This is a genomic window from Salinibacterium amurskyense (assembly GCF_002797685.1).
Classification (GTDB): domain Bacteria; phylum Actinomycetota; class Actinomycetes; order Actinomycetales; family Microbacteriaceae; genus Rhodoglobus; species Rhodoglobus amurskyensis.
This window is the reverse complement of sequence record NZ_PGFH01000002.1, coordinates 395,326-420,198: the sequence shown is the minus strand read 5'-3', so window position 1 is coordinate 420,198 and position 24,873 is coordinate 395,326. Positions and strand designations below refer to the sequence as shown.

Sequence of the window (24,873 nt, the reverse complement as noted above, 5' to 3'; positions counted from 1 at the left end):
CGAAAATTGCCCACACGGCAGCAACCCCGAGGGGAACCGCAAGAAACCACCAAACCCAGCCCACGAGAAAACCTTACGTTGCCTGAGCGCACCGCGTTGACACTTTCGCGGCGCGCTCAGACTTTGAGAGCTAATTGTTAGGCGAGTTCGTTGCCCTCCAGCAGGTCGGTGACGAGAGCAGCAATGGCCGAACGCTCCGATCTCGTGAGTGTGATGTGTCCAAACAGGGAGTGTCCCTTGAGAGTTTCGATGACGGAGGCAACCCCGTCGTGACGCCCCACCCGAAGGTTGTCGCGTTGGGCCACATCGTGGGTCAAAACGACTCGTGAGTTCTGCCCGATGCGGCTGAGCACCGTCAACAGCACGTTGCGTTCGAGCGATTGGGCCTCATCCACGATCACGAACGCATCGTGCAGCGAACGCCCGCGAATGTGGGTGAGCGGCAAGACTTCGAGCAGGCCTCGCTCGAGCACCTCTTCGAGAACGTTCTCGGAGACGACCGAACCGAGAGTGTCGAACACAGCCTGAGCCCACGGGTTCATCTTCTCTGCGGCATCACCCGGCAGGTAGCCCAACTCTTGGCCGCCCACGGCGTAGAGCGGGCGGAACACCATGATCTTGCGGTGTTGTTGCTTCTCGAGAACAGCCTCGAGGCCGGCACACAGCGCGAGCGCCGATTTGCCGGTGCCCGCGCGCCCGCCGAGAGACACGATGCCCAGCTCCGGGTCGAGCAGCATCTCGATGGCGAGCCGCTGCTCAGCACTGCGGCCGTGCAATCCGAAGATGTCGCGATCTCCACGCACGAGAGCCATCTTGCCCCGCGCGGTTACCCGCGCCAGCGCAGAGCCACGTTCGGAGTGCACCACGAGACCGGTATTGACCGGCAGCTCGGCGATCGCTCGCGTGTGCAACTCCTCTTTGTCGTAGAGCGTCGCGACCTGATCGCCACTGAGTTCGATCTCGGCCTGGCCTGTCCAGCCAGAGTCCACGGCCAGTTCGGCTCGGTACTCCTCGGCGGCGAGACCGATGGATGCCGCCTTCACTCGAAGCGGAAGATCCTTGGAGACGACCGTGACATCCAGCCCCTCATTGGCCAGGTTGAGCGCAACGGCAAGGATTCGCGAGTCGTTATCGCCGAGCTGCAGCCCGGAGGGCAGAACCGACATATTGGAGTGGTTGAGCTCGACGCGCAGCGTGCCGCCAACATCCCCGACAGCAATCGGAAAGTCGAGGCGCTCATGTTTGACGCGCATCTCGTCGAGGCTGCGCAGCGCTTGCCTGGCGAAGTAGCCGATCTCCGGGTCGTTACGTTTAGCTTCGAGTTCGGTGATCACCACCACGGGCAGAACAACATTGTGTTCGGCGAACCGCTTGATCGAACTCGGGTCGGAGAGCAGAACTGACGTATCCAGAACGTAGGTACGTTCGGCTTGCCGCTGAGCCCGACCTCCCGCCTTCGACGTGGTGTTCGTGGTCTTGGGGGTTGCTAGGTCGGCCAACGTGCACTCCATCCCCGAGTGCGAGCACTCGGATCCAGTCTGCGAAGACGGCCAGTACTTTACGAAAACGAACTTACGTGGCCGTCTCGATCAGGCGCCATACCTGATGTCTTGAACGCTAAACCTGCGCTGCGTTCTGAGCGCAACGACACGCCACGAGACACCATTGCGTCACTTTCGCGACACAGTGGCGTGGAGGGTAAGCAGTGAGCGACTCTTAGGCGCCGAAGCGGCGATTACGACGCGAGAAATCGCGCAGGGCGCGCAAGAAGTCGACCTCGCGCAGATCGGGCCCGAGGGCTTCCATGAAATACAGCTCGCTGTGGGCCGACTGCCACAGCATGAAGTCGCTAATTCGCTGTTCACCCGACGTGCGGATAACCAGGTCGGGGTCGGGCTGACCCTTCGTGTAAAGGTGCTCGCCGATCAGTTCCGGCGTGAGAATCTCGGCTAGCGCGTCGAGGCTGTGACCCTCATCGCTGTGGTTGCGCACAATTCGGCGCATGGCCTCGGCAATTTCGTGGCGCCCACCGTAGCCAATCGCGAGATTGACGTGCAAGCCGGTGTTCGTGGCCGTGCGCTCGTGAGCCGCTTTGAGTTGGGCTTTGAGCTGATCCGGGAGTCCGGCATCCGACCCCACATGCTGAACGCGCCAATCTCGAAAGTGCGAGAGATCTTCGGCCAGATCGCCAATGATGGTGAACAGCTCTTTGAGCTCCTCGGGCGAACGCCCCGTGAGGTTGTCAGTCGAGAGTAAGTAGAGGGTCGCTACGGAGATGTCGAGATCGTCGCACCAGACGAGAAACTCGCGGTACTTGGCGGCACCGGCGCGGTGGCCGTGCGCTGCGGTCTCGAGGTCTTTCAGCTTGGCCCAACGCCTGTTGCCATCAATAATCATGGCCACGTGGCGCGGCAATTGCTGGCCCTCTAGCTGGCGACGCAGTTTCTTTTGGTAAAGACCGTAGAGAAAACCGCGACCTAATGGAGACTGTCGCTTACTCACGGGACTACGTTAGACCACTGCGGCGCTCAGCAAGTGAAACTCGCCCCGGCGTAAGCTGAGAGCATGAACCAGAATGCTGCCGATTCCGCTGCTGCAGCAGCCGTCGAACAGGAAGATGCGTCGCGTCTTCCCGAGATCCCGCTCGTCGATGATGTGATGCTTCACGCCCCGGCGGAGCCCAAGCCCACGTGGCGTGGGTGGATTCATGCGGGCACGTTCCCGCTCGCTATTGCGCTGGGCGTCATCCTGATCGTCATGGCCGACGGCACCGCCGCCAAGGTGAGCTCCGCGGTCTTTGTAGCCTCGTCGCTCATGCTGTTCGGCATCTCTGCGCTGTATCACCGCTTCAATTGGAGCGAGAAGACGCGGATGCTGCTGAAGCGCTTCGATCACTCCAACATTTTCTTGCTTATTGCCGGTTCCTATACGCCCATCACGGTGTTGGCGCTGCCGCCCGAGAAGGCAACCCTGTTGCTCTGGCTCGTGTGGAGCGGTGCCGCTCTCGGCATTGGCTTCCGCATTTTCTGGGTGGGTGCCCCGCGGTGGCTCTACGTACCGCTGTACGTACTACTCGGTTGGGCCGCAATGATGTTCGTCGTCGACTTCTTCCAAGCTAACTGGATCATGATGACGCTGATTCTGGCCGGCGGACTCTTCTACACAGTGGGCGCCGTGGTCTACGGCATGAAGCGCCCCAACCCCATCCCCGGTGTCTTTGGCTTCCACGAGATTTTTCACACGCTGACGCTGTTGGCATTCCTCTGCCACTGGGTCGGCATCTTCCTCGTGGCGACTAATCCGCCCGTTGTGTAGGAGCGTCGTCGTCGGGAGCGTCCGAGTTGAGATCAGCGTCGGCGTTAAGGTCGGGGTCGGCATCTACCGCTGCGCCGAGCTCGGCAGCGTTATCAGCCGCCGCAGCATCCTGCTCAGCACGGATCGTGTCTTGAGCAAGCTCGCGGTAGCGCACCCGGCGAACACGGCGGTTCATGTCGACAATGATCAACACGGTGACGATCGCAATGAAGGCGGTGGCCAAGAAGCCAATGACACCCGGCGTGACCAAGTTCGGGTCGCCCTCGTACGCCGGGTACAGCGTCGGTTCCGGGCTCGGAGTAGCCGTCCAGAGAATCGCGCTGGTGGCGAGCGAAGCGAAAGAAATCAACTGTTGTCCTCTGGGGTGTTCACTCGATGATTTCATCACGCGAGTTTGCGAATAGCCTTGTAACAACCAGAATACCGTCGCATGAAGGAGCCCCGCGTGCCCGAAGCATCCAGTAACCCCACTGGCACCGCTGACAGCGCCGCAACCGCCAGCGCCGCATCCACCCATTTGGATGCCCGTTACGGTCGCAGCCCGAAGGCCAAACGCAACAATCGCATCATCGTGATTGGCGCGGCAGTCGGCTTCGTCGTGGTCTTCACCGCGTGGCTCGTGTGGGGCGGGCTGCTTGAAGCCCCCGCCCAGTTCGAAGCAAAAGACACCGGCTACGACATCATCGACGAGACTGCGGTCGAAGTTCGGTGGCAGTTCAACGTGCCCGAGAACACGGATGCCCGCTGCGCCGTTCAAGCTCTCAACTCCACTTTCGCGATTATTGGCTGGAAGGTTGTCGATGTTCCGGCAAGCGATCAGCGCAACCGTGACTTGAGCACCACCGTTCGCACGACAGAACAAGCAGTGTCAGGCTTGATCTACCGGTGCTGGCTCACCTAGGCTGTAGCAAATCATCTCGAAACCGGTCGTCTTCGGCCGGTTTCTCTTTTGTGTAGGGAGAAACACAGTGGCTGCAGAAAACGACGTCACATGGTTGACCCAGGAGGCGTTCGATCGTCGCACCGCCGAACTGGAACAACTCACCGGCGAAGCGCGGTACGAAATTGCCAAGAAGATCGAAGCTGCGCGCGAAGAGGGCGACCTCAAGGAGAACGGTGGCTACCATGCTGCCAAAGAGGAACAGGGCAAAATTGAGGCCCGCATCCGTGTACTCACGCAGCTTCTGCGTCACGCCGTAGTCGGCGACGTTCAAGATGACGATGGTGTCGTTGAGCCGGGAATTTTGGTCACGGCCGAAATCATGGGCGAAGAGAGTGTCTTCTTGCTCGGCAGCCGCGAAATCGTTGATGAAGACAGCGATCTCGATGTGTACAGCGAGAAGAGCCCGCTCGGTCTCGCCATCAATGGCCTCAAGGTAGGTCAGTCGAAGACCTACACTGCCCCTAACGGCAAAGAAATCACCGTCAAGATCCTGAAGATTGCGACGTACTCCGGCTAACTATCTAGCCTGACTAGAAATCGACCTGAGGGTCAAACCCTTCGTCCCTGAGCCGCGCGAGCACTGACTCGGCGTGCTCGGGGCCTCGGGTCTCAATGTGCAGTTCGAGCTGAACCTGGCTGAACTGCACTTTGTTGTTGTGCCTACTGTGCAGCACTTCAACAACGTTCGCACTTGCCTCCGCCACGAGGGCCGAGATGCGGGCGAGCTGGCCGGGACGGTCAGGCAGCGGGATGCGCAGACGCAGGTAACGTTCGGATGCCGAAAGACCGTGACTGATGATGCGTTCCATCATCATGGGGTCGATGTTTCCTCCGCTGAGCAGCACGACGGTGTTGCCGCTCGGGGCAATCGCGCCCGCGAGGATCGCCGCAACGCCTACGGCACCGGCGGGCTCAACGACCTGCTTGGCACGCTCGAGAAGAACGAGCACGGCGTAGGCGATCTGGTCGTCGGAGACGGTGATCACTTCATCCACGAGATCGCGGACCATGCTGAAGTTGAGCACCCCCGGACGACTGACGGCGATACCGTCGGCAATCGTGGGCGAGGTGCGCACCTCGACGATTTCACCCTTGTCGAGCGAAGGGCGGTAGGCGGACGCGTTGGCCGCTTGCACGCCGATGACGCGCACGTTGCGGCCTTCGAGGCGGGCACGCTGCTTGATTGCGCCGGCGACGCCGGAGACGAGACCGCCACCACCGATGGGAACGATGATCGTGTCCACCTGCGGCACTTGGTCAAAGACTTCGAGAGCGAGAGTGCCTTGGCCTGCGACTACATCTTCGTGGTCGAAAGGGTGGATGAGCACGGCGCCGGTTTCTTCGGCGAAGCGGGCGGCCGCGCGCAAAGGCTCGTCCACCGTGTGACCACGCAACACGACTTCGGCGCCGTAGTCACGTGTGGCCTGCAGCTTGGGCAGGGGTACGCCTACGGGCATGAAGATAGTCGACTTGATGCCGAGCTCGCGAGCGGCAAAAGCGACGCCCTGTGCGTGGTTACCCGCCGAAGCGGCCACCACTCCCCGAGCTTTCTCTTCGTCGGTGAGCCCGGCCAGTCGGTTGTACGCACCGCGCAACTTGAACGAGCCCGTGCGCTGAAGGTTTTCGCACTTCAAGAAGACGGGCGAGCCCAAGATCTCGGCGAGAAAACGAGACGTTTGCATCGGGGTGACGTCGGCAACTTCTGCGACCCGAACGCGTGCTGCTTCGTACTCAGCAAGGGTGGGGCCGGGCGTGCGGTTATTTACCATTACCGAGAACATCCGTGATCGTAGGGCGGCCGTGGATTCGCCAATCGCCGCTGGCTATGTATTTGGTCATGACATTCACGACGGCGACGAGCGGCACCGCGAATAGCGCGCCCGGGATGCCAGCGACAAATGATCCCGCAGCTACGGCGAACACGACGGCGAGGGGGTGAACCTTGACTGCTGTGCCCATCACGAGCGGTTGCAGGATGTGGCCCTCGAGTTGCTGCACGAGCAAGACGATCCCGAGCATGATGACCGCGGGAATCGGCCCGAGGAAGACGAGGGCGATGAAGACAGCGAGCGCGCCTGTCACGAGCGCACCGATCACCGGGATGAACGAACCGAGGAACACCGCCACGGCGATCGGAATAACGAGCGGGAAGCCGCCATAGAAGAGCCCGAGGATCCACGCCCCCACACCGATACCAATAGCGTCGACGGCTGCTACGAAGATCTGCACCTTGACGAAGGTCGTGAGCGTAAGCCATCCGGCCACCCCAGCACCGTCGACTGCGTTGCGAGCCCGGCGCGGGAACAGTCGAACCGTCCACGACCAGATGCGCTTACCGTCGATGAGAACGAAGATCGTGGCGAACACGCTCAGGAGCGCGCCGGTGAGTACGTGACCGGCGGTAGACCCGACGGAGAGGATGCCGGAGACGAGTGCTTGAGAGTCACGCTGAATGACGTCAAAGATTTCGTTCAAGTAGCCATCGAGGTCAGCGTCACTGAGTTGTAGTGGCGAGTCCCGCAAGAATTCGCGCAGGTTCTCGTAGGCCGCCGCGGACTGAATTTGCAGCGCCGGCAGCCCCGAACGCACTTGAGTGACGACGACAACGATGAGTCCGCTGACGACAGCGAGAAAGCCCGCGAGCACGACGGTGACGGCCGCCCAACGCGGCCACTTCATCCGCACACAGAAGTTGACGACGGGCACGAGCAACGCCGCGATCAGAATGGCAATCAGGAACGGAATGACAATGTACTTGAGAGTAATCACCAAGTAGATGAGAACTGCGATCAGGCCCAAAACGACGAGCATGCGCCAGGAATAGGCAGCAGCTATCGAAAGCCCGGCGGGAACCTCAGCGGCGTCTGTAGTGCTGGCGCGTGACGGGACCCGACTGTCTGTTTTAGTTCGTCGACCGAATACCACGTGCCTATCTTAGTTGTGCTGGAGTGAGCGCTTGATGCGCTCGGAATGGCACGGCAACTCGCCCCTAATTCTTCGCCTTAGCCGGCAACGCGCTCACCGGCGCACCCTTGAGCCGCACTGTGACGGCTTCACCGGGCAGCGGATGCCGCTCTACTTCATGCTGGATCGCGACAACGGTGCCGTCGTCGAGTCGCACGCGCGTGCGGCGCAGCGACCCCAAGAAGCTCGACGAGATGACCGTGCCGGCGATGCCCTCGGTGGAGAGGGCGATGTCCTCCGGGCGAACGAGCGCGAGTACGGGACCGTCAGGCATCGGGTCGCCGAGGAGGTTGAGGGTGCAGCCGTGAAGGTGCACTTGGCCGTCAATCAGCTCGGCGGGCATCCGGTTGCTGAGGCCAACGAAGTCGGCAACGAAAGCGTTGGTGGGCGTCGCGTAAAGCTCTTCGGGAGTGCCGATCTGTTCGATACGACCGTCGCGCATGACGGCAACCCGGTCGGCGACGGCGAGCGCCTCTTCTTGGTCGTGCGTGACAAAGACGGTCGTGATGCCGAGCTCGGTTTGCAGGCGACGGATCTCTTCGCGCAGTTGCACGCGCACCTTGGCATCCAGGGCACTCAGGGGCTCATCGAGCAGAAGTACGCGAGGTCGCGTGACGAGGGCGCGGGCGAGAGCTACACGCTGCTGCTGGCCACCCGAGAGCTGGTGGGCGAAGCGTTCGCTGTGCTTGGTAAGGCCGACCATGTCCAAGGTTTCGAGAGCGCGTTCGCGACGACGAGCGGCGGCGACCTTGCGCATCTTGAGCCCGAACTCCACGTTCTCGAGCACCGTCATGTGCGGGAACAGCGAGTAGGCCTGAAAGACCATCCCGATGTCGCGCTTGTTCGTGGGAGTGTCGGCGACATCCACACCATCGATCACGATGCGCCCACTGTCGATGCTCTCGAGCCCAGAGATGCTGCGCAGCGCGGTGGTCTTGCCGCAGCCCGAGGGGCCAAGGAGTGCAACGAGTTCTCCCGGCGCCACTTCGAGGTCGATGCTGTTGAGCGCGGTGTGCCCGGCAAAGGCCTTGACTACGGCACTGAGCTGCACCGTGGCGCCCGTGGGCGGAGCGGCGCTGGCGCCGTCCGTGGTCGGGGTGGGGCCCGTCAGGGTGAACGTGGCGGTCATGATTTTCTCCTAGAGGGCGAAGCTGCGCCGAGGCGGCCGATAATCAGCAGCAAGACGAAAGCGAGAGCGAGGGCTGCGAGTGCGAAGATCACAGCGACCCACGGGTCGGACTGAGAGACCTGCAGCAGCGCGGTTTGCAGGTTACGGCGGTTGAGCAGGCTCGCAATGGTGAACTCCCCCAGCACAACCGCAATCGAGATGAAGGATGCCGCGAGCACTCCCCGGCGCAGGTTCGGCAGCAGAATCTTCCACAGCACGGTCATCCAGCCAGCACCGAGCGTGCTCGCTGCTTCGCTGAGGGTCTTGACGGGGATCGCGTCGAGATTGCTCTGAATAGCGCGGTAGGCATACGGCAGCACCGTGATGCCGTAGGCGAAGGCGAGAGTCCAGGTGGAGCCGCCGAGCACTTGCACGACCACCGAGTAGACCGGGGCAAGACCGACGACGAGCACGATGGCCGGCACCGTGATGGGGATGATGCAGATGAATTCGAGGGTGCGCTTGAGCCTTGGGAACTGCATGTGCACGAGCACCATGGTGGGCAGCAGGAGCACGAGCACGATGCCCACGGTCACGGCGGCGAGCACGAGCGAGTTTTCGATCGCTTGATAAAGCCCGCGGTAAGTGCGCGCGCTGTCTTCGCTGAAGAGGCCCGTCCAGTGACTCGTCGTGTAATCGCCCGCAAGACCGTTACGGAAGGTGAACTCGATCATCGCGATCACCGGGATCAGGAAGATCGCGCCAATGATGCCGAGGATGAGGCGGCGGGCCAGGGCGCTCGGTTCGGCCCCAATGCGCACGGCCTGGTTCGCGCTCACTTCTGCCACCGCGAGGTGCGGGACTGCAGTGCGGAGTACGCCCACATGACGACGACCATGACCACGATCATCCCGAGCGCAAGAGCGCCCGCCATGTTCTCGCGGCCGAGCACGGTTTCGCTGACGAGCGCCGCACGGATCTGGAGGGGCACAATTTGCGAGCCCTGGCTGATGAGCGCGGCGGCCGTGGCGAACGACGAGAAGGCGTTGGCAAAGAGCAGCAGTAGCGAGCCGAGGAACGCCGGGGCGAGCACGGGAGCCGCAATGTGGCGCCAGTACGCGAAGCGCGTGCCGCCAAGCGTTGCACTCGCTTCCGCCCATTGGGGCCGCAGCGCAGTGAGGGCGGGCAAGAAGGTAATCACCATGAGGGGAACCTGAAAGTAGACGTAGGGAAGGATGAGGCCCGGCACCTGATAGAGCCACACCCCATCCGCAAAAATGTCGACGCCGAAGGTGTCGCGCAGGATGACCGTGACGAGCCCCTGCACGCCGATCGTCGCAATAAACGCGAAGGCGAGCATCACGCCACCGAACTGGGCGAGCACGCTGGCCGCCGACTCGATGATCGTACGCAGTAGGCCACCGACCTTGGTGCCGAGCATCGCGTAGCAAATGAGGGCGCCCACAACGGCACCGATCACGGCAGTGACGCCCGAGAGCCAGAACGAGCTACCAAAGGTGGCAAGGATGGTCGGGGTAAACAGTCCCGTGATGTTGTCGAACGTCAGCGAACCGTCGTCGGAGAAGAAGCCCGTCACCACGGCAAGGATGGTGGGCAGGGCGAGAAAGATGAGAACGTAGGCCGCAAACGGCGTGAGCCCCGCATAGGCGAGGCGACGACGCCGATTCGACGGCTTCTTGGCCGGAGCCACGCGAGGATGGTGCCGAGCGGTGAGCTCGACACCATCCTGTGCGGGCGCTGGCGCAGTGGCTAGCGACACGATGTATTAGCTAAGAGTGCGTGAGGGAATCAGCGTTAGCCGATTGCCACAGTCCACTTTTCAGCCAAGATTTCTGCGTTCTTCTCGGCCTGCTCCGGGGTGGGCGTGACGAGTTCACCCTCGAGGGCGCCGAGGGCGTCGAGTGCTGCGGTGTCGACGGTTCCGGCATCCTGAAGCGCCTGAATCGTCACGGGGTAGGCGCCACCGACGATGAAGAGGTTTTGCGCTTCGGGGCTGTAGAGGAATTCCTGCCAGAGACGAGCAGCGGCCGGGTGCGGGGCATCCTTGTTGATGGCCTGGTTGTAGAAGCTCGTGTAGACAGCGCCGGGAAGAGTCGTGACCTTCCACCCGTCTACCGTTGCGGCGGCAGCGAGGTTGTTGTAGCTCCAGTCAAAGGCAACCTTGGTCTCACCGGCAGCAATGGTTGCTCCCGTGACGTTGACCGGGATGAAGTTGCCGGCGTCGTTGAGCTCTTCGAAGAACTCGATGCCGGGAGTGAAGTCATCGAGCGTTCCACCCTGGTGAACCGTGGCGAGACCGAGCGCAGCAAACGCGGCGCCAGCCTGCGTGGGGTCACCGTTCAGCGCAACAGCGCCGCGGTACTCAGGCTTGAGCAGGTCGTCAAGGCTCGTGGGCTCGGGAACCGAGTTGGAGTCATACCCAATCGACATGCTGCCGGTGTAGTCGTTGACCCACAGGCCGGTTGCTTCCTTGTTGCCCTCAGGAATTTCATCCCAGTTGGCGACCATGTAGGGAGCGAAGTAGTCGAGGCTGTCGAGCGTTACCGCGGTGCCGAGGTCGAAGACGTCGGGGGCGGTGTCTTGGCCCTTGAGGTTGTCAGCGGCGGCGATTTCTTCGGCGCTGGAAACGTCAGGGTCAGCCGAGTTGACGATGATGTCGTACTTCTCTTCAAAGAGAGCCTTGATCTCGCCGTAGTTTGCCCAGTTGTCGGGCAAGGCGATGACGTTGAGTTCGCCCTCAGCCTGCGCGGCTGCGATAAGAGCGTCCATTCCGCCAAAGTCTTCGGCGGTGGTTGCGGTCGATGCGTCAACATCGCCCGCTGCTGCCTCGGTGGTGCTGCAGCCACTGAGTGAGATCGCCGATGCTGCAACGAGTGCAACTGCGGCGAGGGTGCGCTTAGTGAACAAGACTTCCTCCAACGACCGCCACGGCCGCCCGCGCTGTGAGCGGGCAGAGGGTACCGAAACGATCCGAGGATGACCGTACGCAGCAGGATGCCTCGCTCCCTGTCATCCGGGTAAACGAACGATGAACGACACAAACACAATTGCCCGCTTGCTCTGCGCGCGACGATACAGAGTGGATGTCGCCGCCGCTCGGTAGAGTCAGTTCCGTGGCCGATTCCCTCTCTGCAGCGCAAGCACGCCGAGTGCTGCTCGCTGCCCAAGGCTTTGGGCGCGGGGTCGCGAGTGCGGCGAACCCCGCGGGAACGCGCCAGCTCAACCTGCTGTTCGACCGCATCCGACTGTTGCAACTCGACTCGGTCAACGTCTTCGAACGCAGCCACTACCAGCCGGTGTTTGCTCGGCTCGGCCACTACGACAAAGCGGCGCTCGATGCCCTGACGTTCCGCACGCCGACACCGCGCAGCCCTGGCCGCTACGTCGAATACTGGGCGCACGAAGCCGCCCTCATTCCACTCGAATCCTGGCCGCTGTGGCGCTGGAAGATGGAGTCGCTGCGCGAACGCGATGCCCAGCGCTACGAATGGGTGCGCGACAACCAGCCCATGCTGCAGTGGCTGCGCGAAGAACTTGCGACCACCGGCCCGGTTACCGCCCGCGAGATCGAACACGACGCCAACCGCCGCACCGGGCCGTGGTGGGGATGGTCCGATGTGAAGCAGGGTCTAGAGATGCTGTTCCGCTGGGGGGAAGTCGTCAGCGCCGGCCGCACCCGCTTCGAACGCACCTACGCGCTGACCGAGCACCTGATTCCGGCCGAGCTGCGCGAGCGTGAGGTGACTCGCGCCGACGCGCATCGAGCTCTGGTTGCTGAGTCAGCACGGGCGCTGGGCGTGGGCACGGCATCCGACCTCGCTGACTACTTTCGACTCAAAGGTGCCGATGTGCGCCCGGCCATTGCCGAACTAGCGGATGCCGGCGAGCTCGTTCCCGTGACCGTGCGCGGCTGGGATCAGCCCGCGTGGCTGCACCGGGAGGCGCGCATCCCCCGCCGCATCGAGCACGTTGCCCTACTCTCGCCCTTCGACCCCGTGGTGTGGGATCGCAAACGCGCCGAGCGTATGTTCGGGTTCCACTACCGCATCGAGATTTACACGCCCGAGCCGCAGCGCCAGTTCGGCTACTACTCGCTACCCGTGCTCGTGGATGATGCGCTCGTCGGCCGCATCGACCTCAAGACCGATCGCCAAGCGGGTGTGCTGCGCGTGCAATCCGCCTGGCACGAAGACGGTCTCGACGCCGCACCCGGCGGCACTGGAGCCCTCGCCGAACGCATCGTGCCCACCCTGCGCGAAATTGCGCACTGGCAAGGCATGGGCGAGATCAGCGTGACCGGCCGCGGCACCCTCTCCCCCGCTATCGAGGCAGAGTTGCTGCGCTAGTTAGAAACCGCCGCCGATTTTGCTCAACCGCTCAACGCGATCCGCAATCGGCGGGTGCGTGCTGAACAAGCGATCCATGATGCCCGGCTTCGTCGGGTCAGAGATCCACATGTGCGCCATCGTGGAGTTCTGCTTCACCATCGGGCGACCGTAGTCACCCAGCTTCTGCAAAGCACTGGCCAGAGCGTCCGGGTGACGCGTTGTCATCGCACCGGTTGCATCGGCAAGGTACTCACGCTGACGCGAGATCGACGACTGTACGGCTGCTGCAACCAGCGGCGAAATCAGCAGGGCAGCCAGACCGACGACGATCATGACCGGGTTGCTGTTCTGGTTGTTGCCACGGCCGCCAAAGAGCGTGAAGCGCAGCGCGATGTCCGAGATGAAACCAACCGCAACGACGAGACCGAACACGATCATCGACACGCGGATGTCGTAGTTGCGCACGTGACCCAGCTCGTGGGCCATCACGCCCTCAAGCTCGGCATCGGTCATGAGGTCGAGCAGACCGGTCGTTGCCGCCACAATGGCGTGCTCGGGGTCACGACCCGTTGCGAACGCATTCGGTGCGGGGTCGTGCACGATGTACACCTTCGGCATCGGCATACCCGTCGTGATCGACAGGTTTTCGACGATGCGATACAGGCGCGGGTTATCGGCCTTCTGAATCTCGACCGCACCGCTCAAGGCCACTGCTTGGCCGCTCGCCGCAAAGTACTGAATCAGTGTGTACGCACCGGCACCAATGATCGTGCCAATCGTGATCGTCATCGGATCGCCACCCATCAGGAAGCTCAGCGCAAAGCCGAGAAACCCGATAAGGATGACGAACAGAATGATGATCAGAACAGTGTTGCGCTTGTTTTTCGCTATCGCGCGATACATCTAGACATCCTGGTCACGCCGTTAGAAAGACGAAGAATTAGAACTGAACGCGAGGCGGCTCTGCGATAGACGCAGCATCCGCAACCTCGAAGAAGTCGCGCTCGGTGAAACCAAGGTTGCGCACGAACAGGGTGTTCGGGAAGACCTTGATCTTGGTGTTGAGCTCGCGCACACCGCCGTTGTAGAAGCGGCGGCTGGCCTGAATCTTGTCTTCGGTGTCGACAAGTTCGCCCTGAAGCTGGAGGAAGTTCTGGCTAGCCTGCAGCTGCGGGTATGCCTCAGCAACCGCAAAAATGCTCTTGAGGGCAGACTGCATGTGGTTCTCTGCCTCAGCAGCATCCACGGGGCCCTGCGCGCTCAGCGTCTCAGCGCGAGCCTTCGTAACTGCCTCAAAGACGCCCTTTTCGTGAGCGGCGTAGCCCTTGACGGCCTCGATGAGGTTCGGCAGCAAGTCAGCACGACGCTTGAGCTGCACCGTGATGTCGCTCCACGCTTCGTCAACGCGAACGTTGAGAGTCACTAGAGCGTTGTACGTGGTCCACAGGTAAATACCCACGATCACGACGAGCAGAACAATGACGCCAAGTACGATCAGGAATTCCATGCCTCAACTATAGAGCGCCCTGCTGTGCCTCCACCGAGAAAATGGGCCACTTGCGGCCCCCAATCGCGGGTCGACAACCGCCGCTAAGACAGCGGGCCCCACAGAGCAAACCGCTTACTGATTCAGAGCTTTTGTCCCCGTGACAGCCGAAGTCACGAACTTGCCGATCACGGGCGCTGTGAGCAACGCGAGCCCCACGCGACGCTTCCACAACTGGAACGTGGTGTGCGGCAGAAAGCCGTTCGCGGCACGACGACCAGCGGCCTGCTTGTCGGCGACCACCGGCATCCACTCTTCTTCGTACTCGGCGAAGGCGGCACTCGGCTCGAGATCGCCCGAGAGCTTTTCGGCCAGCAGCAAGCCGCCGGCGATCGCCAAGGATGCCCCTTGCCCGGCCAACAACGACACCGCTTGGCAAGCATCTCCGGCAAAGACCACCCGACCGCGGCTCCACACCGGCAGCTCGATCTGCGCAACCTGGTCGTAGTAAATCTTGGACGGTTCCGGGCACTTCTCCAGCGCTTCGGCCACGTCGTCGCCCATGCCCGCATAAGCGGCCTGAATGGCCTCGCGGGGGTTGGCGGGCAGCACGGTGTCATCGACGCGGTGCGCGGCGAACAGAGCCACCTGACCGTTGTGGAGGCCATACAGGCCGACCATGCGATCCAGTTCGTCGGTCGACACAAGAGTCTCTCCGAGCTTGGCGTGCAGCTTCGGCGAATCGAATGTGTAAGCGCACGTGTGCATACCGAGTTGACGATCGAACGCCGCCGAATCGCCAAAGATGCTGTGACGAACAGCCGAATGGATGCCGTCGGCCGCCACCACAATGTCGCCCGAAATGCGCGTGCCATCGGCCAACACCGCCGTGACGTAGTCCGTGCGATCTTCCACCGCGACGACAGCGCTGCCGAAGCGCACCTCCACGGATTCCGGCAACGCCTCAAAGAGCGTCAATTCAAGATCTTGGCGCATGAGACTCAGGAGCTTGCCGCCCTCATTGGCCGCTACCACGCCGTAGTCGAGCGACTGACTGCGACCATTCGGCCGCACAAACCGCGCCTCGGTAATCGAATAGCTCAGCTCGCGCAAGCGCCCCAGAATGCCCATCTTCTCGGCGGCGTCATAGCCGGGCCCGAAGAAGTCGATCATGTAGCCCTGCGTTCGACGTTCGGGCGCAGCCTCCAGCAGAGTGACCTCCCAGCCGCGCTCGGCCAACTGACCGGCGACCGTTAGCCCCGAAATTCCTGCTCCACACACAATGGCTTTAATAATCGTGCCCTCTCGCTACATGTATTGAGCCTGACTTCGGCCCCAGGCAGCTACTGCCCCAACACTCGGCGCAGATAATCGTTCGCGAACACGCGACCCGGATCGAGCCGGTCACGAATGCTCAAGAACTCATTGAAACCCGAATACGCCGCCGCGAGCGATTCGGCTGGCCGGTTATGCAACTTTCCCCAGTGAGGTCTCCCGTCATGCGCCATCATGATCGCCTCGACTTCACGAAAATACTCGGCCGGGTCTTCGCGCCAATACCGGTGCACCGCGACATATCCGGTGGCCCGCCCTGACGCGGTTGAGAGCAGCAATGAGTCCGCAGCCGCCGAACGCACCTCGATCGGGAACGAAACTCTCCACCCTCGATCGGCGATCAGCTTCTGGATGGCGCGTACGGCATCCGCCACGGCCTCGATGGGGAGGGCATATTCCATTTCGCGAAAACGTACGGTGCGATCGGTCACGAAGACGTTCGTGGAGGTGTCGGTGAACTCGCGATTGCCGGAGAGCTTCACTGCTAGACGATTGACCGGCGGGATGATCACTGGCGCGGCTGTGCCCGCCGCACAGATGGCTCGGTACACACCGTTGGCCATGAACTCGTCATCGAACCAGCGAGAAAACGTGGTGAGTGGATGCCGCGGCGCATCGCCCGGTAAGCGCGTGTTGCTCTTGGTGAGGGCTGTGGTGGTGTGCGGCCACACGTAGAACTCGAAGTGGTCGGTTTCGGCACTGCGCTGTAGCCACTCGTCGAGTACGGCGGCAGCGGGTTCGGGGCGCTCGACAGCGTGCAGCAGAAAGGTCGGTACGCACTCGATCGTCACGTCAACGAGGATGCCGAGGGCACCCAGGCTGAGCGCTGCAGCCGACAACAGGTGCGGGTTTTCGGTCGCGTTCACCCGCAGCAGCTCGCCCGCCGCCGTCACGAGGGTGACGCCGCGTACTTGGGTGGCGATGCCGCCGAAGCGCGCGCCGGTGCCGTGGGTGCCCGTGGAGATTGCGCCCGCGATTGTTTGGCGGTCGATGTCGCCCATGTTCGCGAGCGCGAGCCCGAGCGGTTCGAGCAGGGCGGGGAGTTCGTAGAGGTTCGTGCCTGCGCCGAGCGTGACCAGCGGGCCGTCGACGGCAATGACTCCCGCGAGCGCGCTCACGTCGAGGTGCAGACCGTCGGTTGCCGCGATCGAGGTGAAGCTGTGGCCTGCACCCCAGGCCTTGACCGTGACGCCAGTGTCGCGCGCGAAGTTCACCGCCGCGATAACCTCGTCGACGCTCTCGGGGCGAGCCGTGAATTCGGGATGCGCACTCTCAGAACGGCCCCAGTTGCGCCACAGGGCACCGGGGCGGAGGGATGCCGGGGCTGCGCTCGATGCGCGGTGCTCCGATCGCGGCATCCACTCCGGAGTCGTCATAGGAAGGCTTTGCCCTCGCCGCGATAGGTGGGCACGGTATCGACGATGCGACCGTCGGCCACGACCGCGAACTCGTTGAGGTGCTCGGAGAGCTCACCCGCCTTGGTGTGACGGAACCAGACGCGGTCGCCCACCTCAAGCTGCTCTGCAGCGGGGCCGGTGAGCGGTGACTGCACTTCGCCGGCGCCCTCGCGCGGCACATACTTTAGCCCTTCGGGCCACGTGGGCTGGGGCATCCGGTCGACGCCCGCTTCGCCCGAGGCGATCCAACCGCCACCGTGCACCGTCGCGATATCGAGCGAGTATTTGCGGTCGACGGCGAGCGCGAAGGCCGCCGCCGGGGCCGGGGTGAAGTGGCTGTAGTTGTCGAACAGGTGCGGGCCGAAGAGGCCGCTACCGGCGGCGATCTCGGTGACCGACGTGTCTTCGGCGGTGGATTCGAGCGACCCCGTTCCCCCGCCGTTCACAAATTCGAGTTCGGCGATCTCGCTCACCGAGGTGACAATCTCGCCGCGACGCTCGCGAAGTTCTTTGGCAGAGGCGGTCTGCATGACGTCGAGCAGGCGACCAAATGCGGCCTTGTTCGGCGGGCGGTTGCCTACCCCCGCGATCTGCGCTTCGTACGCCATGATCCCCACCAGAGTGAAGCCGGCGCGGTCCACCACGGTGCTGGCCAGGGTGCGTGCTTGCGCCGCCGAGCGCACGGGCGAGCGATGCGCGCCCACGTGACCGAGCAGCGGGGAGTGGAAGGAGGCATCCACATCGATGCAGACGCGAATAGTTTCGCGGTGCTGAGGCGAGAGCACCGAGTCGACGAAGTCGAGGTGTTCGACAGAGTCGATCATGAGCGTCACCCGTTCGGCGAGCGCCGGGCTCGTGCCGAGCGCTGCGATGGCCGCGCGATCGACGGAGGGGTACCCGACAACGACATCGTCAATAGTTTCGGCTAGCCAGAGCGCCTCGGTGAGGGTGTACGCCAGAACGCCCCGGAACTCATCGAGCTCAAGCACGGCATCCATGACCTCACGAACGCGAATCGACTTGCTCGCCACCCGAATCGGCACCCCGGATGCCCGGCGAATCATATCGGCGGCATTGTGCGACAGCGCCTCCAGCGAGAGCACCCCGTAAGGAGCGTCGAGGGCGTGCGTGGCATCGGCGAGCGCCTGCCAATAATCCTCGGGCGTGCGCCAAGGCGTTGCAGGGGTGCTGAGCAGCTTCACGGGTTCCTTCGGGCCACGGCGGCGAATGATCACGGTACGACGCGACCGGGTGAGGCATCGGCGCCGACGTTGCTCAACTTTCCCAGAACGCGCGCCGCAACACAACGGGCGTCCCCTGCCGCTTGACCGTCGCGCGCCAGTGGCGTTGAGTGGAGCCATGACTTTCGCAAACGTAGGCACCATCGGAGTGCAGCCCGGCCACCGCGATGAGGTTGTCGCTATTCTCACGCGTCGCAGCACAGACCTAGACAGCGCCGGATGCCTCAGCTACGAGGTCGGCGTGAGCGACGAGCATCCCGACACCGTGTTTGTCTCCGAGCTGTGGGAGTCGGCAGAAGCCCACCAGCTCTCGTTGCAACTGGCAAGCGTGCAGGCCGCGATCAAGGAAGCGATGCCCCTGCTGAGCGGCGAGATGGGCGGCAACCGCTTCGAGGTCGTCGGGTCACCGCTGCGCGACTAGGCGAGGGCCGCGCTCACAACCCTTTGCGCGTGTTCCACCAGTAACGCCACAGGGCGAATCCCCCGTACGGGATGACGATCAGCACGAGTGACCACAGCAAGACCGTGCGTACGCTCTGGTTGCCCTCGCGAATCATCGTCAGAATGGCCCATCCGTCGAAGGCTAACGCGATGAAAAGGACCGGCGCGAGCATCGGATACGAGAGGCCATAGGCGCCGAACATTGTTTTCCTGTCGTTGAAACGTGAGTATCTGTTCTCTCCAGATTACGCGACGCGGTGTTCGGCGAAGAGCCATCGCACGAGGCCGAAGCCAATCGCTGCGCCAAGGAGCTGGGCCGCGATGAAACCGGGGGCCGAGCCCGGGGCGATGCCCGCGAACGTGTCGCTGAACATCCGACCGATGGTGATGGCGGGGTTGGCGAAGCTCGTGGAGCTCGTGAAGAAATAGGCGCCACCGATGTAGGCCCCAACGGCGATCGGAGCGAGGTTGGCGCGCCCCGTACGCACGAGAGCGAAGATCACGACGATGAGTCCGGCGGTCGCGACGACCTCGCTGAGAAAGTGTGCCGGGGTCAGGCGCACAGTCGTACTGAAGGTGACAGCAGCCTGCGCGAACATGAGGTTGGCGAGGATCGCGCCGGCGACGCAGCCGACAATCTGGGTTGGGATGTAGAACGCCGTATCGCGCCACGACCGCAGCCCGCTGAGCGAATCCACGATCGAGACGACCGGGTTGAAGTGCGCGCCACTGACCGTCATGAACACGAGGATGAGCACGCCGAGCCCGAAGGCGGTCGCTAGCGCGTTCTCGAGAAGTTGCAGCCCGACATCGCCCGGCGAGAGTTGCTGCGCCGCAATGCCGGAGCCGATGACGACGGCGGACAGCCCCGCACTACCCACGAATTCGGCGGTCAAGCGACGGGTGAGAGCGAAGGTGCGAGGCGTGGTCATTCGGAGATCATACCCAAACATTGATAACTGTCTATGAATCGCGCCTCGTCGTTTAGACTGCTTGCTATGTCAGCGATCGAGTCACCCGCCTCCGAACGCGCCGTGGCTGAACGCATTGCCCAGAGCATGCGCGCGATCGCCGACCCCACGCGAGTGCAGATTCTGCGCTTGTTGATGGATGCCCCCGAAGGCCGCCGCGGAGTCACCGACCTTGCTGCTCGCCTCGGGCTCACCCAGCCCACCGTGAGCCACCACGTGCGCATCATGGCCGACGATGGCATCTTGCAGAGCGTTCAAGAGGGGCGCCAGGTCTGGTACTCCCTCGTTCCGTCACGCCTGGCCGATGTCTTCGGCTTCGTGCAGCACTCCCCCGCGGATGCCGCCACCGCTGTTGACCCCACAGTTCTCGACCGCATCACCGACGACCTCGCCCTCCGCTTTGCCGGCGTCTTCTCGCGCGAAACCGTCGCCGAGTACGTCGCCAGCAGCTACGACCTGTTGCGCGCGGGCGCCCCCAAGGACCGCCACTTGTCGTCTCACACGTCTCGCTTTGCCGCTGATCGATTGGGGGCACTCCCCGAGGCGGATGCCGCAGCCACCACGGCACCGACCGACGTGCTGTTCGTGTGCGTGCAGAATGCGGGCCGCTCGCAACTCGCCGCCGCCATCCTGCGATCCCTCGCGGGAGACCGCGTGCGCGTGCTGACCGCAGGCTCGCAGCCGACCGCGTCGATCAACCCCAAGATCGTGGCCGCCCTCGACGAGATCGGCGTTTCGGTCGATGGCGAGTACCCCAAGCCGCTCACCGACGAAGTCGTGCGCGGTGCGGATGTCGTAATTACGATGGGCTGCGGCGACGCCTGCCCGATTTACCCCGGCCGCCGCTACCTCGACTGGGAACTCCCCGACCCTGCCGACATGGCAATGGATGGCGTACGAGCCGTGCGCGATGACATCGACGCCCGCGTGCGAGAGCTGCTTCGCTCGCTGCCGCCGGTGAACGCTGAGTGATCTAGTCACGCCGCACCCCGCAACCCTCGCGCGACGTATAGACATTCATCTATGCTTTAGGCATGACCACCGAAACTACTGCCACTACCGAGGCCCGCAAGCCTGTCGTTCTTTTCGTCTGCATTCACAATGCTGGCCGCTCCCAGATGGCCGCCGGCTACATGACGGCACTCTCGAACGGCGCTGTCGAAGTGCGTTCGGGCGGCTCGGAGCCGGGCAACGAAATCAACCCCACCGCGATCGCAGCGATGGCCGAAGAGGGTATCGACATCTCGCAGGCAGTCCCCCAGCTGATGACCACCGATCAGGTGCAGGCATCGGATGTCGTCATCACGATGGGCTGCGGCGACGTCTGCCCGATCTTCCCCGGCAAGCGCTACGAAGACTGGGAGCTCGTCGACCCCAAGGGCAAGGGCATCGATGAGGTTCGCCCGATCCGCGACGACATCAAGGCGCGCATCCAGAAGCTACTCGCAGAGATTCTTCCGGCCTAAGCACCCCATTAAACGACTGAAGGCGGCCGCATTGCGACCGCCTTCAGCTAGTTAAACACAGTGCCCCGACAGGGACTCGAACCCTGACTTGGATGATTTTAAGTCATCTGCCTCTGCCAATTGGGCTATCGGGGCACGCATGCTCCACGCTGACGCGTGGAGCATGCAATCACACTACTTGGGGCGTGACGCGAACTCTTCGAATGCGCGGCGCGGTTCTACGCGAGCCTCGATCGAGATGGTGTCGCGACCCCAGAAGAAGTTCGTGATCCAGTTGCTGAAGACGCGAGCCTTGCGCTCGAACATCGGCATCGCCATGCCGTGGTATCCACGGTGCATAAACCAGGCCGGGAAGCCCTTGATCGCGATCTTGCCGGACTGGAAGACACCGTGGTACAGGCCGAGACCGGCAACTGCACCCTGGTTCTTGTGGAAGTAGTCCTTCGTCTCTTCGCCACGAAGCGAAGCCACAATGTTCTTGGCCATGAGCTTGGCCTGGCGAACAGCATGCTGAGCGTTCGGAACGCAGAAGCCGCCAACGCCACCACCGGTGAGGTCAGGAACAGCACACACGTCGCCGGCGCCCCAGGCACCCTCGACGACACCGTCATCGTTGATGACACGGAGGTCGGCCTGCACGCGGATGCGTCCACGCTCTTCGATCGGAAGGTCAGTGCTGCGAACAACAGGGTTCGCCATCACGCCAGCGGTCCACACGATGGTGTCGGACTCGAAGCTTTCACCGGTCGACAGCTCAACCACGCCATCCACAGCAGACTTCAGCTGGGTGTCGAGGTGGATCTGGGCGCCACGGTCAGCGAGGTTCTTGATAACCCACTTGCTCGTCTCGAGCGAAACCTCGGGCATGATGCGGCCCATGGCTTCGATGAGGTGGAAGTGCGTGTCTTCGAACTTGAGGTTCGGGTAGAGCGGCAGCAGCGATGAGGCCAGGCTGCGCATTTCGCCGAAGGCTTCGATACCAGCGAAGCCGCCACCGACAACAACGAACGTCAGGAGACGGTCGCGCTCGGGGCCAGCAGGCAGGTTGGATGCCTTGTCGAAGTTGGTGAGAAGACGGTCACGAACGGCAACAGCCTCTTCGATCGTCTTCATGCCGATAGCTTCATCAGCAACACCGGGGATGGGGAAGGTACGCGAAACGGCACCGGCGGTCACAACAACGAGGTCGTAATCCATCTCCCACGAGTCGCCCACCTCGGGCTGAATCGTCGCGGTCTTTGCCGCGTGGTTGATTCCGGTGACCTTCGCCGTGACGACCTTGGTGGTCTTCAAGTGACGACGGTGAGGAACGACCGCGTGACGAGGCTCAATCGAGCCCGCAGCAACCTCGGGCAGGAAAGGCTGGTACGTCATGTAGGGAAGAGGGTCAACCATGGTGACCTCAGCTTCGCCGCGGCGTAGCCACTTTTCGAGCTTACGAGCAGTGTAAAAACCGGCGTAACCGCCGCCGACAATCAAGATTTTTGGCACGAGTTAGAGTCTCCTAAAAGGGGAAGTTCGCCACCAAACTTACTCTCTCTCGCGCATACTCCTAAACCGACGCCATGCGAGAACGCCGGAACCGGCCAAAATGAGAAGAAAAATCCCGTAAATAGCGAGCGGAACGCCCACATTCCGAAGCATGCTCACTGTTGGCAGCAGCGTTCCGAGGGGGCTTATGGGCCCCGCGATGGTCGAGTTATCGCCCTCAGGCACCGGTTCAGGCGACGGGCTGAACGTCGGAACTGGGGCTGGAGTTGACTCCGCGCGACGGTAGATCGTGATCCACTCCGCGAGACTCCCCATGGGGTTTTCTTCGACCAGGGGCACGTTCGCGTTCACGGCATCCTCGGCGTCGATCAGCCCGAAACCGTAAATGGCGTCGGCGCCGGGAGCGCCCGTGTCATGCGCGGTCGCAACGATGCGGTTGATCACGTTGGCGGCATCCAGCTCTGGATGCGCGGCACGCACAAGCGCGACAATGCCTGCGACGATCGGCGTTGCGCCACTCGTACCGTTCCACAGCACGTGCGATCCGCCGGGAGCAACACCCACGAGGTCTTCGCTGGGAGCAGCGACACCAATCGTGATGCCCTGAGTAGAAGCGTTGAAGCTGGCAACACCGTTGACATCCACTCCGGCAACAGTGAGCACACCGGGCATCGTGGCGGGGGCGCCGACCGACGTCGTGCCACTCCCCCGGTTACCCGCGGCAGCAACGACGACCACGTCGTTATCCATGGCGTAGAGGAAGGCGCTGTCCCAGCTCACCGGCCAGTCGAGCGTTTCGCGAGTGAGCGAAAGGTTGATGACGTCGGCGCCCTGGTCGACGGCATAGCGCACTGCCTGAGCGATCTGGTCATCCGAGCTGATGGGGCCGCCCGTGAAGCCAATGGAGATCGCCAAAATGTTGGCGGCGGGGGCGGCGCCAATTACGCCAGCGCCCGTTCCCGTACCGCGACCGGCCGCGAGAGAAGCCACGAGCGTGCCGTGGGCTGGATTGTCGTCGCCAACAGGCGTCTGCCCGTTCGACGACCCCTGGCCTGAAAAGTCTGTTCCGCCGGTGACCGCACCGACGAGTTCTTTCACCGTGCCATCGACACCGGTATCGATCACAGCAATCGTGACGCCGGCGCCCTTTGTGGTCTTCCACGCCGCCTCGATGCCGTACTCCTGAAGCCAATACTCCTGATCGCGCACCGCGTCGGCGTGCGCCGGCGTTGCCACCAGCACGGAGGCGAGGCTCGCCATCAAGACGAGGCCAGCGGTCCAGCGCTTCACTGGCCGCTCTCCGCCGCCTTGCCTGCTGCGGCATCCTGTTCAGCGGCCTCCGAGTAATCGGGGCACTGGCACACGCTGGGGCTCCACGAGGCGCGCTCGAGAGCAATGTCGCCGATCGGGTTAACGCCGGGACCCGCGGCGAGCGAGTGCCCTACGAGAGCATGCAGGCACTTGACGCGCGTAGGCATGCCGCCGGCCGAAACACCGGCGAGCTCCGGAACAACCTCGATGCCATCGCGGTCGGCAATGTACGCCTCATGAGCGGCCTGATACTGCGCACCAATCTCACCCTCGAGCATTGCGGCGAGTTCGGGCATCTGGCCCTCAGCCTCAAGCGTCGACACGGATGCCGTAGCCGCCGGGTGGCAGAGGTAATAGATAGTGGGGAACGGCGTTCCATCGCTCAGACGCGGCTTGGTCGACACGACAGTCGGAGCCCCGCACACACAGCGCGCGGCGATACCAATCACATCGCGGGCGGGGCGCCCCAGTTGAAGCGACACAATGCGCACATCTTCATCGCTGACGGCGTCAAACGGTGGGGTGGTCATTGCTGAGGTCCTTCAATTACGGGGGCGGTGAGCTCGTCGGGGGCATCTTCCGTGAGACCAGCAGTGTAGATGGACGACACGAGAGTTTGCACCCAATCAATCTGGGTAGTTTGGATGCTCGCGCTGACCGGCACACCATCGTTCGTGGTGACATCGGCAGCATCACCCGTAACCAAGTAGCTCACTTCGCCCGGGTACACGTAGTACAGGCGGTCGCGAGCCTGCGACTCGATGTAAGCACGGTCATCCCAGCGGGCAACGTTCTCGTTGAGTTCGTCGACCGATTCTTGTGCTTCATCCACTTGCTGCTGCAATTGCGCGATCGTCTGTTGTTGATCAATCAGGATGCGCAAGTTGGGAGCAAGAACGATGACGGCGAGTATGAGCAAACCAAGCATGAGCACGGTGAAGCCCGAGAAGCGGATCGTGCGCAGCCAGTGTTCTGGCGCGCTCTCCTCGGGCAGCGTCACCGCTACCTTTTTTGCTCGTACTCGCCTAGCCATGCGTTCGATGCTAGACGACGCT

27 protein-coding genes and 1 tRNA gene are annotated in these 24,873 nt (G+C 62.7%); 7 read left to right on the top strand and 21 right to left on the bottom strand.

Going from position 1 to position 24,873, the window contains the following annotated elements:
• Positions 1–137 precede the first annotated feature (137 nt).
• Positions 138–1,499 carry an RNA 5'-3' helicase PhoH2 gene (phoH2, locus tag CLV85_RS11160; protein WP_100389890.1) on the bottom strand — a complete coding sequence of 454 codons (1,362 nt, stop codon included), beginning with the start codon at positions 1,497–1,499 and terminating at the stop codon, positions 138–140.
• A gap of 217 nt (positions 1,500–1,716) precedes the next feature.
• Positions 1,717–2,502 carry an isoprenyl transferase gene (locus tag CLV85_RS11155; protein WP_100389695.1) on the bottom strand — a complete coding sequence of 262 codons (786 nt, stop codon included), beginning with the start codon at positions 2,500–2,502 and terminating at the stop codon, positions 1,717–1,719.
• A gap of 63 nt (positions 2,503–2,565) precedes the next feature.
• Between CLV85_RS11155 and trhA the strand changes: the two genes are divergently transcribed.
• Positions 2,566–3,315, top strand: a complete 750-nt coding sequence (gene trhA, locus CLV85_RS11150) for a PAQR family membrane homeostasis protein TrhA (RefSeq protein WP_100389694.1) — start codon at positions 2,566–2,568, stop codon at positions 3,313–3,315.
• On the opposite strand, the gene CLV85_RS11145 is transcribed toward trhA, so the two are convergent.
• On the bottom strand, positions 3,296–3,664 hold the full coding sequence (locus CLV85_RS11145; RefSeq protein ID WP_205030378.1) for a hypothetical protein: 369 nt from the start codon (positions 3,662–3,664) through the stop codon (positions 3,296–3,298). The genes trhA and CLV85_RS11145 overlap by 20 nt on opposite strands.
• Before the next feature lie 81 nt (positions 3,665–3,745).
• On the opposite strand from CLV85_RS11145, the gene CLV85_RS11140 reads away from it, so the two are divergent.
• On the top strand, positions 3,746–4,216 hold the full coding sequence (locus tag CLV85_RS11140) for a DUF4307 domain-containing protein (RefSeq protein ID WP_100389693.1): 471 nt from the start codon (positions 3,746–3,748) through the stop codon (positions 4,214–4,216).
• Between the two features lie 67 nt (positions 4,217–4,283).
• Complete coding sequence (greA, locus tag CLV85_RS11135) at positions 4,284–4,775, top strand: transcription elongation factor GreA (RefSeq protein ID WP_100389692.1); 492 nt, start codon at positions 4,284–4,286, stop codon at positions 4,773–4,775.
• 13 nt (positions 4,776–4,788) lie between these two features.
• Here the strand turns inward: greA and ilvA are convergent, their stop codons facing one another.
• The 6 genes from ilvA to CLV85_RS11105 all read right to left on the bottom strand — a co-directional run bounded on the left by ilvA (position 4,789) and on the right by CLV85_RS11105 (position 11,258).
• Entirely contained in the window at positions 4,789–6,027 is a 1,239-nt protein-coding gene (ilvA, locus tag CLV85_RS11130; protein WP_100389691.1) for a threonine ammonia-lyase, read from the bottom strand.
• Positions 6,017–7,183: an AI-2E family transporter gene (locus CLV85_RS11125; protein ID WP_100389690.1), complete on the bottom strand. Its 1,167-nt coding sequence runs from the start codon at positions 7,181–7,183 to the stop codon at positions 6,017–6,019. Before CLV85_RS11125 ends, ilvA begins: the two co-directional genes overlap by 11 nt.
• A gap of 64 nt (positions 7,184–7,247) precedes the next feature.
• Positions 7,248–8,351 (bottom strand): ABC transporter ATP-binding protein, encoded by a 1,104-nt coding sequence (locus CLV85_RS11120; protein WP_189621948.1) that lies wholly within the window; start codon positions 8,349–8,351, stop codon positions 7,248–7,250.
• Positions 8,348–9,169, bottom strand: coding sequence for an ABC transporter permease (locus CLV85_RS11115; protein ID WP_229820600.1), 822 nt, complete (start codon positions 9,167–9,169; stop codon positions 8,348–8,350). The genes CLV85_RS11120 and CLV85_RS11115 overlap by 4 nt, the downstream gene beginning before the upstream one ends.
• Positions 9,166–10,110 (bottom strand): ABC transporter permease, encoded by a 945-nt coding sequence (locus CLV85_RS11110; RefSeq protein WP_100389689.1) that lies wholly within the window; start codon positions 10,108–10,110, stop codon positions 9,166–9,168. The genes CLV85_RS11115 and CLV85_RS11110 overlap by 4 nt, the downstream gene beginning before the upstream one ends.
• A gap of 35 nt (positions 10,111–10,145) precedes the next feature.
• Entirely contained in the window at positions 10,146–11,258 is a 1,113-nt protein-coding gene (locus CLV85_RS11105; RefSeq protein WP_100389688.1) for an ABC transporter substrate-binding protein, read from the bottom strand.
• A gap of 206 nt (positions 11,259–11,464) precedes the next feature.
• Between CLV85_RS11105 and CLV85_RS11100 the strand changes: the two genes are divergently transcribed.
• A complete protein-coding gene (locus CLV85_RS11100) occupies positions 11,465–12,697 on the top strand; it encodes a winged helix-turn-helix domain-containing protein (protein ID WP_100389687.1) in 1,233 nt (410 codons plus the stop codon).
• Here CLV85_RS11100 and CLV85_RS11095 read toward each other — a convergent pair whose 3' ends face one another.
• From CLV85_RS11095 to CLV85_RS11075, 5 genes are all read right to left on the bottom strand, one after another.
• The gene (locus CLV85_RS11095) at positions 12,698–13,582 is read right to left on the bottom strand and encodes a M48 family metalloprotease (protein ID WP_100389686.1); all 885 of its coding nucleotides are present in this window, start codon (positions 13,580–13,582) and stop codon (positions 12,698–12,700) included.
• A 37-nt stretch (positions 13,583–13,619) separates the two neighbouring features.
• Positions 13,620–14,186 (bottom strand): LemA family protein, encoded by a 567-nt coding sequence (locus CLV85_RS11090; protein WP_100389685.1) that lies wholly within the window; start codon positions 14,184–14,186, stop codon positions 13,620–13,622.
• 114 nt (positions 14,187–14,300) lie between these two features.
• The gene (locus tag CLV85_RS11085; protein WP_100389684.1) at positions 14,301–15,446 is read right to left on the bottom strand and encodes an FAD-dependent monooxygenase; all 1,146 of its coding nucleotides are present in this window, start codon (positions 15,444–15,446) and stop codon (positions 14,301–14,303) included.
• Between the two features lie 62 nt (positions 15,447–15,508).
• Complete coding sequence (locus CLV85_RS11080) at positions 15,509–16,858, bottom strand: D-arabinono-1,4-lactone oxidase (protein ID WP_420852725.1); 1,350 nt, start codon at positions 16,856–16,858, stop codon at positions 15,509–15,511.
• Positions 16,859–16,872: 14 nt separating this feature from the next.
• Positions 16,873–18,099 (bottom strand): amino acid deaminase/aldolase, encoded by a 1,227-nt coding sequence (locus CLV85_RS11075; protein WP_100389682.1) that lies wholly within the window; start codon positions 18,097–18,099, stop codon positions 16,873–16,875.
• Between the two features lie 157 nt (positions 18,100–18,256).
• Between CLV85_RS11075 and CLV85_RS11070 the strand changes: the two genes are divergently transcribed.
• Positions 18,257–18,559, top strand: coding sequence for a putative quinol monooxygenase (locus tag CLV85_RS11070; protein ID WP_100389681.1), 303 nt, complete (start codon positions 18,257–18,259; stop codon positions 18,557–18,559).
• Between the two features lie 13 nt (positions 18,560–18,572).
• Here the strand turns inward: CLV85_RS11070 and CLV85_RS11065 are convergent, their stop codons facing one another.
• Together CLV85_RS11065 and CLV85_RS11060 are read right to left on the bottom strand one after the other, a co-directional pair.
• Positions 18,573–18,782 carry a hypothetical protein gene (locus CLV85_RS11065; RefSeq protein WP_100389680.1) on the bottom strand — a complete coding sequence of 70 codons (210 nt, stop codon included), beginning with the start codon at positions 18,780–18,782 and terminating at the stop codon, positions 18,573–18,575.
• 42 nt (positions 18,783–18,824) lie between these two features.
• Positions 18,825–19,511 carry an aquaporin gene (locus CLV85_RS11060; RefSeq protein ID WP_100389679.1) on the bottom strand — a complete coding sequence of 229 codons (687 nt, stop codon included), beginning with the start codon at positions 19,509–19,511 and terminating at the stop codon, positions 18,825–18,827.
• Positions 19,512–19,577: 66 nt separating this feature from the next.
• Here CLV85_RS11060 and CLV85_RS11055 point away from each other — a divergent pair, with 66 nt between their 5' ends.
• Together CLV85_RS11055 and CLV85_RS11050 are read left to right on the top strand one after the other, a co-directional pair.
• Positions 19,578–20,522 (top strand): metalloregulator ArsR/SmtB family transcription factor, encoded by a 945-nt coding sequence (locus tag CLV85_RS11055; RefSeq protein ID WP_100389678.1) that lies wholly within the window; start codon positions 19,578–19,580, stop codon positions 20,520–20,522.
• 62 nt (positions 20,523–20,584) lie between these two features.
• The gene (locus tag CLV85_RS11050; protein ID WP_100389677.1) at positions 20,585–21,016 is read left to right on the top strand and encodes an arsenate reductase ArsC; all 432 of its coding nucleotides are present in this window, start codon (positions 20,585–20,587) and stop codon (positions 21,014–21,016) included.
• Between the two features lie 61 nt (positions 21,017–21,077).
• Here the strand turns inward: CLV85_RS11050 and CLV85_RS11045 are convergent.
• The 5 genes from CLV85_RS11045 to CLV85_RS11025 form a co-directional block, all read right to left on the bottom strand.
• Positions 21,078–21,151 (bottom strand) — tRNA-Leu (locus CLV85_RS11045).
• Positions 21,152–21,190: 39 nt separating this feature from the next.
• Positions 21,191–22,507, bottom strand: coding sequence for an NAD(P)/FAD-dependent oxidoreductase (locus CLV85_RS11040; RefSeq protein WP_100389676.1), 1,317 nt, complete (start codon positions 22,505–22,507; stop codon positions 21,191–21,193).
• A gap of 39 nt (positions 22,508–22,546) precedes the next feature.
• On the bottom strand, positions 22,547–23,797 hold the full coding sequence (locus tag CLV85_RS11035; RefSeq protein WP_169925814.1) for a S8 family serine peptidase: 1,251 nt from the start codon (positions 23,795–23,797) through the stop codon (positions 22,547–22,549).
• The gene (locus CLV85_RS11030; RefSeq protein ID WP_100389675.1) at positions 23,794–24,348 is read right to left on the bottom strand and encodes a DUF501 domain-containing protein; all 555 of its coding nucleotides are present in this window, start codon (positions 24,346–24,348) and stop codon (positions 23,794–23,796) included. Before CLV85_RS11030 ends, CLV85_RS11035 begins: the two co-directional genes overlap by 4 nt.
• Positions 24,345–24,851, bottom strand: coding sequence for an FtsB family cell division protein (locus tag CLV85_RS11025; protein ID WP_100389674.1), 507 nt, complete (start codon positions 24,849–24,851; stop codon positions 24,345–24,347). Before CLV85_RS11025 ends, CLV85_RS11030 begins: the two co-directional genes overlap by 4 nt.
• Between the last annotated feature and the right edge of the window lie 22 nt (positions 24,852–24,873).